Origin of the sequence: Leisingera thetidis (genome assembly GCF_025857195.1) — a bacterium.
Lineage (GTDB): Bacteria > Pseudomonadota > Alphaproteobacteria > Rhodobacterales > Rhodobacteraceae > Leisingera > Leisingera thetidis.
Genome location: NZ_CP109789.1, coordinates 203,814 through 218,199, shown reverse-complemented (window position 1 = coordinate 218,199; position 14,386 = coordinate 203,814). Strand labels below are relative to the sequence as shown.

Sequence of the window (14,386 nt, the reverse complement as noted above, 5' to 3'; positions counted from 1 at the left end):
CCAATTCCGTGCCTATCGATATGCCTCGGCTCCCAGCCCCAAAGCCGCTAGCTTCCGACGATATTCCACCGACATACGGTCGGCAGGAATATGGATCTCGTCGCGGAGGTCCAAGGGTAGGTCAAAGGGCGATTGAGCCTCGACCTGTGGCGAATCTTCCTTGTTCACCACATCATTGAAAGCCCGAACCGCTTCGGGTGTCATCTTGAAGCTTTCATCGACAACGATCTGGAACACCCGAGAGCGGTCAGAGGAGACAGGGCTAACAATGTCGTAAACCCGATATACATCACCACTTTCGGGATTTGAAATTTTGGCTGAAGATGCAAACGGCAAGGTCAGTTCATAGGAATAGACTGAAGAATGATAAGCAGGCTTACCGCCATACTCGCCAGAGTAACGGGTCTGTTCGAGGATGTCGACTTTGAAGGCCAAGGTGTTGTCGCCCGAGACGACTTCATAAGGAGCAATATCTGTAGGCGGACCACCGAATGAGTCGCGGTGCAAGAAAGGCACGTGGGCAATATCGTTGAAATTCTCGACCCGGCGTCCGGCTGAAGCCCGTATTTCGTAGGAGGGAACAGGAATAACCTTACCCGATCCATCCTCTATCTGCGGCCATTCTGGCATCTCGGCACGAGCCTGATCAGCGAGGCAAACCCAAACCAGTCCGTAGCGCTCCCGGCACTGAAAATTCTTCAGTCGCAACTTCTTCGGGATAGGCGACCCCTTTGCAAGCGCTGGAATACCGACGCAGGTGCCCTCGCCATTATATTCGAAGCCATGGAAGCCACAGACAAGGATGCCGTTGCAGACTGAACCGAGGCTCAACTGCCCGCCGCGATGCATACAGACGTCCTTAGCCGCTTTAATTCCGTCAGGTGTACGGAAAAGAACTACGGGCATGTCGAGTAAGTGCACGCGAACAGGCGCATCGGTCACTTCATCGCTATTAGCGACAGGATGCCAAAAGCTAGCTAAAATCTCCCAGTCCGAACGTTCAAAGCTGCAGTTAAGGGGCAGACTCTCCTGCTGCTGCTGGTTTTTCGCTGGTACAAACATTTTATTCTCCGGGTTTTCTGAGCAACGCGGCGCCGAAGACCATGTACTGGTCTTGGACTCATGTGGAAACTATGTGTCAAACCGGACGCCACAGGCCACAAATTTAGACTTCATCTTCATCAGACCGGCAAAAGATCTCGCGTCCGGTACGCCTCGAAACTAACTATATCCGATATCGAAAAACCAGCTATCCGATTTGCTGAGTTGGTCTATCCGCTTTTCCGCGGGCAACTCTCACAGATTTGACGACAAGAAGCCGCACTGTGTACGCACGGCTTCCTGGTTGCGGTTTCACACCGCCATTTCATCGGTTAATATTCGGCTGTCGCTTCGACTTGGCGAGTTTTCAGCGACCGCAACGGTGCGAAGACACAGATCAGCATCGTCGCAACAGGCAATCCACCAAGTAAAAACCAGGCAGCCTGATGGCCAGCATTTGCCATCATCCAGCCATAGAGGATCGGGACGATGAACCCGCCGATGGCTGAAATGGTCAGCATCAGCCCGCAGGCTGTGGGAATGTCCGATATTTCTAGCCAGTCACGGCAGAAACCGGGGGTCGAGATCCAAGCTGAGAATGCCATGATGGAAGATGTGCCAATCACTGCCGACGCGACCACCAACCCGGCAAAGCCAAGATGTGGAACGAGAAATTGGGCAGCGGATTGTACGATACAGGCGGCAATAAAGGTCGGGATCATGCCAAAAACACGATCGGCCAACCAGCCTCCGAGCGGCCCACCTACTATGCCGCTGACAAGCAAAACCGCACCCAGCAAGCTCGCATCATGGGCCTCGATCTGCAAGTGCTCGGAGGCAAATTGTGGCAGAAGCTGCGAAGCTGTCAGATAGCTTCCATAACCACCGATGAAGCTGGCACTAATCAGCCAGAGATCATGATTTCCAAAGGTCCGCTTCAAGGAGCCTGTGTTAAGGTTACTTGCCCCAACCTCTTGTTGATCTTCCCCGGCTGTCGGAACCGGGAAGATGATCAGCAGCAGCAGGAAGGTCGCAGCCGCCACACCAGCGGCGGCCAGCAGCGCGCCGCGCCAGCCTAGCGCAGCGACGACGTCGATCCAGACATAGAGCCCAAGCAAAGCGCCAAGCGTAAAAGCGACTCCGGATACAATGCCATAGGCAGTGCCAAGTTCATGCCCCCGGAACCAGGCTGCGGTAAGGCCAAGAGCCGCTCCAACATAGATCGAAGCTCCGACCCCGCTAATGAAGCGGGCGACGAGCAGGATTTGATAGCTAGACGTAACGGCGGCTAGCACCGTTCCCAGTGTCAGCACCGCAATCCCTGCAACCATAGCAAAACGCATCCCGAACGCTTCGGAGATCAGCCCGGCCGGGATATGAGCAATACCATAGCCGGCTACGAAAATACCGACGAGCAGCCCAAGCTCGGGATAACCCAGCCCCATTTCTGTCATCAGCGAGCCAAAGGCCGGCACGATGCCAAACCAGTTCAGGGTGCATTGTAGAAAAGAAACCGAAATTATTGTAAGCGCGGTCCATCTGTTCATTTCGTGTCCTCCGTGTTGGTGAGTTTTTCGATATTTTTTAGCCCTGGCAGCCACTCGCCATCTTTGTTAAAGGGTACGCTATTTATGCAGACCACACCGATCAGCGGCGGCTGTTCTCAATCATGTTCAGCACCGCGCACGTCAGAGAACGGTCTGGCCAGGCGAGTTCTGAAAGCAGGTTGAAATGATTTCGATCCGGAGCATCAATCATCATTAGTTGATGCCCCTTCGCACGCCAGGCCTCAGCATAGGCACGTGTCTGGTTGCGAAAGCCTTGCGTCTCCAAGCCGCCGACCGACAGCACCAGCGGCGGCGCTTTATCTGGGATCTTGAAGAGTGGACTCAGCCGTTCTGCCTGCGAGGGCACCAACCGCAACCAGTCATTAGCCTCAATGTCGCAGATGGGGCGGATGTCATAGAGGCCGCTAATTGCCATCGCTCCCTTCACCGTATCCACTGGCACACCAAATTCTTCATGCCAGCCATCAGCCAACAGCATTCCCACCAAATGCGCCCCAGCCGAACTGCCGCCGATGAAGATCCGCGTCGGGTCAATCCCATAACATGCGGCGTTTTGATGAAGCCACGAAATGGCGCCGCGCATCTCACGCACCACCTCTGCCAGAGTCGCTAGCGGAAGAAGTGTATACTCCAACACTGCGACCGCGATTCCGGCATCGGTGAAAACCTTGGCCATCAGCGCGGCATCGTCCTTACTTTGCGACCGCCAATAGCCGCCATGGATAAAGACAAAGACTGGGCTAAGTTGCAGGGAGCCTGGAGCCAAAAACAGGTCGAGTGCTTCAGCGCGGGTTGGGCCATATTTCAGGTTATACAGCCCAGAGCAGGCAGATTTGGCCTCGGTCGACAGCCGAGCATATTCAGCGACACAGGCTTCAAAATCCGGCACCGAAGCACGGGCATTGTATTCGATGCTGCGTTGTCCAAGATCCGAAAAGAATAGATCGACTTCGAGAGCCTCCAGCGTTGACCCCTCTTGTGAGATACTAGCCATCAGGCGCCACCGACCGCTTTGACAACAGCGATCACGTCAATTTCGACGAGAAGCGAAGGAAACACCAGCGAGGAGATTGAGACGCCTGTGCTAGCCGGTCGGTAATCTCCAAAATACTCGGCCCGCACCTTCCAGTAGTCGCGGGTGACTTCGGCTGACAGCGGACAAGAAAAATAGGTCGTCATCTTGACGATATCGCGCATCGTCGCGCCTTCGCGCGCGAGAATAGCCTTAATGTTGTCAAAGCACTGCCTAGTCTGGGCGATCAGATCGCCCTCGCCTACCACTTTGCCGGCAGAATCAAGTGCGATCTGACCAGAAAGATAGATGGTGTCTCCGGCTCTGATACCGGGGGCTGGGGGCATGTCCTTTTCCCATTCCCACTCTGCTGCGACGGATGTGTTGTGATGCGCTTTCATGGCTTTCCTCCAGTGTGAAAGGTCTGGCACCACGCTTTAAGGCATGGAGCAACTTGCGAAGATATTCCGGCTTGAACCCAGAGATTGTTGGCTGCCCATCCGGATTACGAGCCAGATTATTTCTGGGAGATGGCCGCTTTAAATCAGATGCCGAAATGGCCTGTTGTGTCGGAGCGGTGACAGTTTCAGCGCTCGGCTTTCGGGCGCTCCTGCAGGGCGCGAAATCTGCTCCCGTGAAAGATCAGCGGCTCGGCTTCCGGCCGCAATGTCAGGGCTTCGATCTCAAGCAGCACGATGCCGTGATCGCCAGCTGGCAATACAGAATGAAGCGTGCAATCCAACCATGCGGTCGCACCATCGATAAAGACCGCACCCTCCTCGCTGACCGACAAGCCAAGTTGATCGAACTTGTCCTCGGCCCGAGAGGCAAGTCGTCGTACGTTTTGGTCATGCCCCTCGCCTAGGACAGAGATGCCGATCCGAGGCAGTCCCTTCAGCACTTCCCAGGTATTTGAACTCCATTGGACACAAAAAGCTACTAGTGCCGGCTCTATCGAGACACCAACAAAACTGCTGGCAACCATCGAAACCGGCTTTCCCTCGGACAGACCGCTAACCGCGACGACGCCCGAGGGAAAACAGCCGTATGCGCTGCGTAGAAGTCCCGTTTTGTCCTCGACCCCGGCCAGTCCTTGAAAAGGCGGATCGGGTGTCAGGTTCACACCGCTGTAATTGCTCATTTCCGTGCCCCCCATCCGGCTACGGCGTCATTCAGCACGCCACCCCAGGCTTCAACATACTTTGCGATCTGCACCCCGTCCTCATAGGTCTTATCCGACAGATACAGCCCCGGAGCCGGGCAGGTTGCCCCAAGTTCAGTCAGCAGCGGCTTCAAGAACAGATCGGGCGCCATAGCGTGAGTAGGGCCAGCACCCAGCATCAGCGGCACCGCGACTACGCCACGCAGCCCCTCGGCCGTGGCGAACTGATCAAGGAATAGCTTCAGGAGGCCGGAATAGGTGGCCTTGAAGGTCGGAGTGGCAACAATGGCGAGACCAGCCTGCCCAGTCAAACCTACCGCCTCTAAGACTTTCGGGTTCTCCCATTCCAGAAGACCTTGCCCCAGATCGGTAACATCTATCACATGATCCGGCGCTTTTTCAGTCAAAGCCTCAGCCAGAAGTGAAGCTGCTTGAGCGGTGCGCGACGCAGGCTTGGGATTTCCGACAACGACAACAGTAGGCATAGTCTCTCCTCCTATAGGTTTAGTTTGGCGGAATTCCACCTGGACTGAAGTAACTGATAGCCACGTCGCCCTCGTTCCCGATTGTGGCAGGCCATTAACCGATTGTGCTATCCGATTTTCTACGTCGGTCTATACACTTTGCCCATTTAGCAAGCCGCCGCTGGGCTCTAGTGAACCCAGCTTAACAAAGGAGCAGTGGATAAAGTTCAGGCGTTGGGCGGATAGCTGGATTTTGCCGCGTCCGGCATAGTTCTCAACGATCCGGCCCGCTACGGGTCGGCAACTTACTATTGAGATTGGAGAGGCTATGTCCATCACTAGCAGCACGATCGGCGATGTTAACACCATTGGTTCCGCTGGTTCCGCTGGTTCGCGGAAGCCCAGTGGCCAATCCTTCTCTCGGCACGCAGGCGCCCACCAGGACCGTTGCCGTGTCACTCATGCTCTGCGCCGACTGGCGCTCGGTGAGATGGTGCTCGTCACTGATGACGAGGATCGCGAAAACGAAGCCGACCTAATCGTCGCGGCAGAGCTTTGTACACCTGAACAGATGAGTTTCATCATCCGTCATGGCTGCGGTATTGTCTGCGTGCCGCTGAGCGGCGAGGTTGCTGCCCGGCTTAAACTGCCGCCGATGGTCGCTGTGAATGATGCACCGCTGGCGACTGCCTTTACTGTCTCGGTCGATGCCCGTAAGGAATTGCTCACCGGGATCTCAGCCGCCGAACGTTGCATGACGGCGCGAGAACTGGCCAACCCTGATTCTTTGGCGGTTGATTTCGTCCGACCGGGCCACATGTTCCCGCTGATCGCACGCGATGGCGGCGTATTGGAACGGACCGGCCACACCGAGGCCGCCGTTGATCTGTGCCGACTAGCCGGGCTGCAACCTGTGGGGGTCATCTGCGAATTGTTCAATGACGACGGGACGGTGATGAAGGGGGCGCAGGTTACCGCCTTCGCTGCACAGCATGATCTGGCTTGCCTCACGATCGAGGAATTATCCTACTGGCGCAACAAATTTGACACCGCCCCCCTTGGCAAACCTAGCGCTAGACCGAAGAATTTGCCTGAAGCCACCATTCCCGAGACAGCGACATCGCACAGCTGATCTGGTCGCCGACATTTTAGCCTTCCGCCTGATGGGCCGACTAATCCGAAAATCCGAACTTACCGACAGGAGAACAGCCATGGAAAAGAAAATCGAAGCCGGAGTCTTCATCCCTACCGTTCGTAGCGGCTGGGTCCACTCAACAAACGCCCCTCACACGCCAGGCTCGTTCAAACACGCGCTAGAGGTTACACGCCTTGCCGAATACCTAGGCTTCGATTTCGTGCTTAGCCCGCAAAATTGGCGAGGGGCTCAAGGTCCGCACCGCTTCTGGGGTGATACAGTCGATTCCATCGCCGCCGCAGGCGCGCTTACTCAAGCGACCGACCGGATCAATGTTTGGTGCACAGCCCACGTCTCAGTGCATAAGCCAGCGACCATCGCTAAAATAGTAGCCTCGTTGTCTGAAATCGGAGATGGCCGCATCGGCCTGAATGTGGTGACGGGCGGCAATTACATGCAACTCTATCCGCTGGGCTTTTGGGATGACATGGGCCATGACGAGCGTTACGACATGGCTGAAGACTGGGTCTCAGTCATTCGCAAGTACTGGAGCGAGGAAGTTGTTACTCACGATGGCCCCTATTTCAAAGCCGATGGCGGAATCCTCAGCCCTCGCCCAGCAAAACGGCCCACCCTAGTCAATGCCGGAGCATCGCCCCGCGGCCTAAAATTCGCCGTCGATAGCTGCGACATTGCGTTTCTGATGGGCGGCGGCGATGCCAAGTTTGTCGAACAGGCCAAGCTAGCAAAGCAGCTGGCGAAAGATCGCAACAAGCCCGATTTTAAGGTTTTTGGTGCAATGACTATCATCCCGGGCGAAACAGACGAAGCGGCCCAGGAATTGCTCGAACATCTAGAGGTTGGCGCCGACTTGGTAGGATTGGCCGACCTGGCCAGTGGCTATCAAAAAAATACAAAGGGGTTCGACAAGCTGAGCGCCTCGTCCCTAGCCCCTCTCGGAGGAGCAGATTACAAGGCGGTCATGCCCGGTGCGATTGTTGGCTCGTATGAAAACCTGGCTAGTAAGATCGCAAAACAGGTCAATGAGGCAGATCTTGATGGGATCCTTATTATCGTCCCCGACTATATTAGCCATCTCAACCAGCTAGGAACGCGAACGCTGCCGCGGCTCGCCGATTTCGGCATTGAGTGCTCTGTCGGCCGGACAACTGCTGTGCCAAACAGTGTTGTGGTTGAATAGAAGCGAGCCTTTCGCCGAGGTCGTTGGTTGGAATAGTTAGGGTCATCTTTTTAGAACGATCAACGTCCTCGTCCAAGTCAGACATGTCCATATTCTCTACGCTATAGAAGGTTAGTTGTTAAGCGCCCGGTGTCTTTTGAAGCTGCCCATAAGCATCTGGCGGCGTTGCGATACAGGCTCCTCCGAGGAAGTCGGCGAGGCGGGAAAGGCCTCGCCATATGACAGTTGTCTCCAATGTCGCGTCAGAAACGCGGTTGAGATGGCCTCCGAGGAGCGGGCCCGCCCTTTCACAGAAATTCAGATTGCGCGGGTCTTGCCGTTATCTGTCCGGGGTCACTAGCTCGAGGATGCGGCGCTCGGCTTTTATGGGGCCTGAAGTGGGTCCCGATCTTCTAGCCACCGCGTACCATTCAATCTTGAGTGCAGCGACCTCTTAGGTCGGTATCGGCAGGTTCGTGATCTGCTTCCAAATAGCGGGTGCCCGCCTGCTCAGTGATCAGGCCCTGATTGACGAGCCAGCGCATTCTTTCCTTTTACTCGATCGGTTAATGCGTCCTCGGCACGCATAACCGGAGTGCTCATGCATCGCCGGAGGATTAACGAAACCATGGATAACCCGTTTCCATCTCGCGCCTGAAATCTAAAATACAGAGTGGTTTCCAAGCGGACTAGACAGCCGCGGGGGACGATGGGCAGGATCAGGTCGCTGGACGCCTTGGCAACGCAATGCCACTTCGGAGACAGACCGATCCTGCCTGTTCCGACCGTATCATGGGGCAGCACCTACGCCGAACCCGGTCAGAAGCATGACACCTGGCAGCAGTCAGACCCAACAAAAAGGGTGCCAACAAATGGCCAAATGACAGAAGGCGTCCGGGGGTGGACGCCATGAGCGCCTTCATTACCGGTGAGAATATCGATCAAAGGGTCCTTACTAGCACCGGCTGATCGATGCAGAAATAGATTGAGAAGGATTTGAGTTACCGTTGAAACGCACAGATTCCAGCACCTTAAACTGCGCCAGCGTTGAACCCTGGCTAAGCGCCCTAGGGCCATTAGACCTGCAGGGATAAAAATTTTAAGCCTTGATATTTTAAGCTTGAACTAAACTACAATTTGCGTCTATGCTGTGCAAACAGCTTGAAGCTTGGCCGGATAATCCGGCGTTTCTGGGAGAAAAGATCATGCGTGTTGCCTGTTTGGGAGGAGGGCCGGCCGGGCTCTACTTTGCGATTTCGATGAAACTGCGTGATCCCTCTCACGAGATTGCGGTGATCGAGCGCAACCGCGCCGATGACACCTTTGGCTGGGGGGTGGTGCTGTCGGACGACGCGCTGGAAAGCCTGGAGCGCAACGATCCCAAGAGCGCCGAGGCGATCCGCAGCAATTTCGCCTATTGGGACGATATTGCGGTGGTGCATGACGGTGTGCGCACGGTGTCGGGCGGCCATGGTTTTGCCGGCATCGGCCGCATGAAGATGCTGCTCTTGCTGCAGGAGCGCGCCCGCGAGCTGGGGGTGGAGCTGCGCTATGAGACCGAGTTCGACAGCGCCGAGGCACTGCGGCAGGACTATGATCTGGTGGTCGCCTGCGACGGTCTGAATTCCAAGGTGCGCAGCGAATATGCCGCCACCTTCAAGCCGAATATCGACGCCCGCGAATGCAAGTTCATCTGGCTTGGCACCCGCCAGCGCTTTGACGATGCCTTCACGTTCATCTTTGAAAAGACCGAACACGGCTGGATCTGGGCCCATGCCTACCAGTTCGACGACGAGACCGCGACTTTCATCGTCGAATGCTCGCAGCAGACCTGGGATAATTTCGGCTTTGAAGCGATGAGCAAGGAAGAGATCGTCGAGACCTGCCGCAAGGTGTTCGAAAACCACCTGGGCGGCCATGAGCTGATGTCCAATGCCGACCACCTGCGCGGCTCGGCGGTGTGGATCAACTTCCCGCGGGTGCTGTGCGAGAAATGGTACCACGAAAACGTGGTGCTTCTTGGCGATGCCTCGGCCACCGCGCATTTCTCGATCGGCTCTGGCACCCGGCTGGCGTTTGATAGTGCGATTGCGCTGGCCAGCTACCTGCATTCGGAACCCACGCTTGAGGCCGCCTTTGAACGCTACCAGGAGGAGCGCAGGCTGGAGGTGCTGCGGTTGCAGTCCGCCGCCCGCAACTCGCTGGAGTGGTTCGAGCAGGTGGAGCGCTATCTGGATCTTGATCCGGTGCAGTTCAATTATTCTCTGCTGACCCGCTCACAGCGGATTTCCCATGAAAACCTGCGCCTGCGCGACCCCAAGTGGCTGCAATCCGCCGAAGGCTGGTTCCAGCAGCAGTTCGGCACGGCACAGACCGCGAAAACCCCGGCGGAAAACACTCCGGTCCGGGCGCCGATGTTCGCACCGTTCCAGCTGCGGGACATGTCACTGAAGAACCGCATCGTGGTGTCGCCGATGGCGCAATACAAGGCGGTGGAAGGCTGCCCCACCGACTGGCATCTGATCCACTACGGTGAGCGCGCCAAAGGCGGGGCAGGGCTGGTCTATACCGAGATGACCTGTGTGTCGCCAACCGGCCGCATCACACCGGGGTGCCCGGGCCTGTATACGCCGGAACATGAGGCTGCGTGGAAGCGGCTGACGGATTTCGTGCATGCCGAGACCAGCGCCCGCATCTGCTGCCAGATCGGCCATTCCGGCCGCAAGGGTTCGACCAACATCGGCTGGGAGGGTATGGACAAGCCGCTGCCCGACGGCAACTGGGAGCTGCTTTCTGCCTCGCCGCTGCCCTGGTCAGCGGACAATGACACGCCGCGAGAAATGACCCGCGCCGATATGGACACGGTGCGCGATCAGTTTGTAACGGCGGCTGAAATGGCAGACCGTGCAGGCTTTGACATGATCGAGCTGCACGCTGCACATGGCTATCTGATCTCTTCCTTCATTTCTCCGGTCTCCAACCGGCGCAGCGATGACTACGGCGGCAGCCTGAAAAACCGCCTGCGCTACCCGCTGGAGGTGTTCCGGGCAATGCGCGCGGCCTGGCCCGCGTCAAAGCCGATGTCGGTGCGGATCTCCGCCAATGACTGGGTTGGCAAGGACGGCGTGACGCCGCAAGAGGCGGTGGCCATTGCGCAGGCCTTCGAGGCCGCAGGCGCCGATATCATTGATGTATCGGCGGGCCAGACCACACCTGAAGCGCGGCCGGTCTATGGCCGGATGTTCCAGACCCCGTTCTCGGACCAGATCCGCAACGAGACCGGCATCCGCACCATGGCGGTGGGCAATATCTACGAGGCCGACCACGCCAATTCGATCCTGATGGCCGGGCGCGCCGATCTGGTTGCTGTTGGGCGCCCGCATCTGGCCGATCCCTATTGGACCCATCACGAAGCCGCGCGGATCGGCGACCGGCAGCAGGACTGGCTGCCGCCCTACCACGCCGGGCGTGATCAGGTCTGGCGCCTGGCCGACCGCGAAGCCGAGATGATCCGGGTATGAGCGCCGCAGGCAGACATGCGGTGATCACCGGCGGCGGCAGCGGCGTCGGCGCCGCCGTGGCAACCGCTATGGCCAAAGCCGGTGCCAAGGTCACCATCCTGGGCCGCCGCGAGCCTCCCCTGCAGGAGGTCGCTGCCAGCCATCCCCCAGATCAATTGGGCGGCCTGCGATGTGACACATCCGGATTCCGTGGCAGAGGCGTTCAGCCAGGCCCGCCAGCAGCATGGGCCGGTTGAGGTGATGGTTGCCAATGCAGGAGCCGCCGAAAGCTGCCCGTTTGAGCAGATGACAGCTGAACAGCTGAACGGGATGCTGGCGGTCAATCTCAGCGGCGTGGTGAATTGCTGGCAGGCGGCGCTGCCGGACATGAAAGCGGCTGGATGGGGGCGGCTGATCGCGGTGGCCTCCACTGCAGGGCTGAAGGGCTATGGCTATGTTTGCGGCTATTGCGCGGCAAAACATGCGGTGGTCGGGCTGACCCGGTCCTTGGCAATCGAGCTGGGCCGCAGCGGCGTCACCGCCAATGCGATCTGCCCCGGGTTCACCGAAACCCCGATGCTTCAGCGCTCGATCGACAATATCACCGCCAAGACCGGGATGAGCGAGGACAAGGCCCGCGCCTCATTGCTGGCAGGCAACCCCCAGAAACGCTTCATCCAGATCGATGAGGTGGCGCAGACCACTCTTTGGCTGTGCTCTGACGGGGCCCGGTCAGTGAATGGCCATTCGCTCAGTCTGTCAGGAGGAGAGATCTGATGGCAGAACCCACCGAACTCTTCACAGGTGATCTGTCCAAGGACCGGCTGCGGCTGTGGCTGCGGCTGTTGAAGGCCGGCAGTGCGGTCGAGGATGAAATCCGCCGCCGCCTGCGCAGCGAATTCGACAGCACCCTGCCGCGGTTTGATGTGATGTCGGCGCTGCTGCGCTTCCCTGAGGGGCTGAAGATGAGCCAGATCTCCAAGCTGCTCAAGGTCTCCAACGGCAATATCACCGGTATTGTTGACAAGCTGGCTGACGAAGGCCTGGCTCTGCGGGTGCCGGTGCCCGGCGACCGGCGCGCCTCGCTGGTGACGCTGACGCCGAAGGGCCAAACCGCGTTCCGGGCACAGGCCAGAGCGCACGAAAGCTGGGTCAATGAACTGCTGGGCGGGCTTTCTGGCCAGGATATCGAAACTGTTTCCGCGCTTCTGGATTCCTTGGTCGCAGCGCCCGGCAAGCGAGAGTGATGACAGATGAGAACAGATGTATCCCACTTCAATTGTGAGATTTCCGGCGGCATTGCCACCGTGGCCCTGGACCGGCCGGATCGCAAGAACCCGCTGACCTTCGACAGCTACGCTGAGCTGCGCGACTGGTTCCGCGATCTGCATTATGACGACACGGTGAAGGCGGTGGTCTTTGCCTCCAACGGCGGCAACTTCTGCTCGGGCGGCGATGTGCATGACATCATCGGCCCGCTGACGAAGATGAGCATGAAGGAGCTTCTGGCCTTTACCCGGATGACTGGGGATCTGGTCAAGGCGATGGTCAATTGCGGCAAGCCCATCATTGCGGCGATTGACGGGGTCTGCGTGGGCGCCGGCGCGATCATAGCCATGGCCTCGGACCTGCGGATCGCCACGCCGGAGGTCAAGACCGCGTTCCTGTTCACCCGTGTCGGGCTGGCGGGCTGCGATATGGGCGCCTGCGCGATCCTGCCGCGGATCATCGGCCAGGGCCGCGCGGCGGAACTGCTGTACACCGGCCGCTCGATGAGCGCCGAAGAAGGCGCGGCCTGGGGATTCCACAACAAGCTGGTCGCGGCGGAGGATCTGCTGGCCGAGGCGGGCCGGATGGCAGAACGCATCGCGGCAGGTCCCGGTTTCGGCCATATGATGACCAAGACCATGCTGGCGCAGGAATGGTCGATGTCGATCGAACAGGCGATTGAGGCCGAGGCCCAGGCCCAGGCGATCTGCATGCAGACGGCGGATTTCGAACGAGCCTACCACGCCTTTGTGAACAAGGACAAACCGGCTTTTGAAGGCGATTGAGGCGCATTGAGCTGCGGGAGTCTGCGCCGGAGGAGGGTGCGGGTGCCTCGGCGGGGATGTTTGAAGGCTAGAAGAAGGAGCGGATCCGTTTTCCGGCCGGGAGGAGAGACTATGGCAGATAGGTCATTTCTGAATTGGCCGTTCTTTGAGGACCGGCACCGGGAACTGGCGGCGGAGCTTGAGGCCTGGGCCGGCGGTGCTCTGGCCGGGATCGATCACAGCGATACCGATGCCGCCTGCAGGGGGCTGGTGTCCGCTTTGGGTGAGGCGGGCTGGACCCGGCATGCGGCTGCGATGCAGGGTGAGCGGCTGGATGTGCGCACGCTCTGCCTGATCCGGGAAACGCTCGCGCGGCATGACGGGCTGGCAGATTTCGCCTTTGCAATGCAGGGGTTGGGCACCGGGGCGGTTTCCCCTGTTCGGAACTGAAGCACAGCAGCAGGAATGGCTGCCGCTGACCCGGGCGGGAAAGGCGGTCTCGGCCTTTGCCCTGACCGAGCCGCAGTCCGGTTCGGATGTGGCCAATTCCACTATGACCGCCACGCTGGATGGCGATGCTTATGTCCTGAACGGAGAGAAGACCTGGATCTCCAACGGCGGCATTGCGGACGTCTATACGCTGTTTGCCCGCACCGGCGAGGCGCCAGGAGCCCGCGGTCTCAGCGCTTTTGTGGTGCCAGCCGGGTTGCCGGGGTTCGAGGTGGTGGAGCGGCTGCACACGATTGCGCCGCATCCGCTGGCGCGGTTGCGGTTCACCGATTGCCGTATTCCGACGTCTGCCCTGATCGGCCAGCGTGGGGCAGGCTTCAAGATCGCCATGTCGGTGCTGGATGTGTTCCGCTCGACCGTGGCGGCGGCGGCGCTGGGGTTTGCCCGGCGGGCGCTGGACGAGGCACTGAATCGGGTCACGGCGCGGCAGGTGCAGAGCGCACCGCTGTCCGGTCTGCAGATGGTGCAGGGCCATATCGCCGATATGGCGCTGGATGTGGATGCCTCAGCGCTGCTGGTCTACCGCGCCGCCTGGGTCAAGGATTCGGGAGCCGCGCGAGTTACCCGCGAGGCCGCGATGGCCAAGCTGTTCTCGACCGATCAGGCACAGGCAGTGATCGACAGGGCGGTGCAGTTGCATGGAGGCGACGGCGTCCGATCCGGCGAGACCGTTGAGAAACTGTACCGTGAAATCAGGGCTTTACGCATCTATGAAGGGGCGTCTGACGTCCAGCGAGTGGTGATTGCCCGCCAAACCTTGGCAAATCAACAGGGAGTTTGA

General features: G+C 58.6%; 10 protein-coding genes and 3 pseudogenes. 7 read left to right on the top strand and 6 right to left on the bottom strand.

Going from position 1 to position 14,386, the window contains the following annotated elements:
* Nucleotides 1–12: 12 nt before the first annotated feature.
* From OKQ63_RS23740 to OKQ63_RS23715, 6 genes are all read right to left on the bottom strand, one after another.
* The gene (locus OKQ63_RS23740) at nucleotides 13–1,062 is read right to left on the bottom strand and encodes an aromatic ring-hydroxylating oxygenase subunit alpha (protein WP_264214335.1); all 1,050 of its coding nucleotides are present in this window, start codon (nucleotides 1,060–1,062) and stop codon (nucleotides 13–15) included.
* Between the two features lie 311 nt (nucleotides 1,063–1,373).
* Entirely contained in the window at nucleotides 1,374–2,588 is a 1,215-nt protein-coding gene (locus tag OKQ63_RS23735; protein WP_264214334.1) for an MFS transporter, read from the bottom strand.
* A 100-nt stretch (nucleotides 2,589–2,688) separates the two neighbouring features.
* Complete coding sequence (locus OKQ63_RS23730) at nucleotides 2,689–3,603, bottom strand: alpha/beta hydrolase (RefSeq protein WP_264214333.1); 915 nt, start codon at nucleotides 3,601–3,603, stop codon at nucleotides 2,689–2,691.
* A complete protein-coding gene (locus OKQ63_RS23725; RefSeq protein WP_264214332.1) occupies nucleotides 3,603–4,022 on the bottom strand; it encodes a RidA family protein in 420 nt (139 codons plus the stop codon). Before OKQ63_RS23725 ends, OKQ63_RS23730 begins: the two co-directional genes overlap by 1 nt.
* A gap of 185 nt (nucleotides 4,023–4,207) precedes the next feature.
* Nucleotides 4,208–4,762, bottom strand: a complete 555-nt coding sequence (locus OKQ63_RS23720; protein WP_264214331.1) for a flavin reductase family protein — start codon at nucleotides 4,760–4,762, stop codon at nucleotides 4,208–4,210.
* Nucleotides 4,759–5,268 carry an NADPH-dependent FMN reductase gene (locus tag OKQ63_RS23715; protein WP_264214330.1) on the bottom strand — a complete coding sequence of 170 codons (510 nt, stop codon included), beginning with the start codon at nucleotides 5,266–5,268 and terminating at the stop codon, nucleotides 4,759–4,761. The genes OKQ63_RS23720 and OKQ63_RS23715 overlap by 4 nt, the downstream gene beginning before the upstream one ends.
* Before the next feature lie 469 nt (nucleotides 5,269–5,737).
* Here OKQ63_RS23715 and ribB point away from each other — a divergent pair.
* From ribB to OKQ63_RS23680, 7 genes and pseudogenes are all read left to right on the top strand, one after another.
* Nucleotides 5,738–6,289, top strand: a pseudogene (ribB, locus tag OKQ63_RS23710) (3,4-dihydroxy-2-butanone-4-phosphate synthase); the annotation flags it as partial.
* Nucleotides 6,290–6,458: 169 nt separating this feature from the next.
* A complete protein-coding gene (locus OKQ63_RS23705; RefSeq protein ID WP_264214329.1) occupies nucleotides 6,459–7,583 on the top strand; it encodes an LLM class flavin-dependent oxidoreductase in 1,125 nt (374 codons plus the stop codon).
* 1,184 nt (nucleotides 7,584–8,767) lie between these two features.
* Nucleotides 8,768–11,083, top strand: coding sequence for a bifunctional salicylyl-CoA 5-hydroxylase/oxidoreductase (locus OKQ63_RS23700; protein WP_264214328.1), 2,316 nt, complete (start codon nucleotides 8,768–8,770; stop codon nucleotides 11,081–11,083).
* Nucleotides 11,080–11,839: pseudogene (locus tag OKQ63_RS23695) on the top strand (SDR family NAD(P)-dependent oxidoreductase). The gene OKQ63_RS23700 and the pseudogene OKQ63_RS23695 overlap by 4 nt, the downstream one beginning before the upstream one ends.
* A complete protein-coding gene (locus OKQ63_RS23690; protein WP_264214327.1) occupies nucleotides 11,839–12,309 on the top strand; it encodes a MarR family winged helix-turn-helix transcriptional regulator in 471 nt (156 codons plus the stop codon). The pseudogene OKQ63_RS23695 and the gene OKQ63_RS23690 overlap by 1 nt, the downstream one beginning before the upstream one ends.
* Nucleotides 12,310–12,315: 6 nt before the next feature.
* Nucleotides 12,316–13,116, top strand: coding sequence for an enoyl-CoA hydratase family protein (locus tag OKQ63_RS23685; RefSeq protein WP_264214326.1), 801 nt, complete (start codon nucleotides 12,316–12,318; stop codon nucleotides 13,114–13,116).
* 111 nt (nucleotides 13,117–13,227) lie between these two features.
* Nucleotides 13,228–14,386, top strand: a pseudogene (locus OKQ63_RS23680) (acyl-CoA dehydrogenase family protein).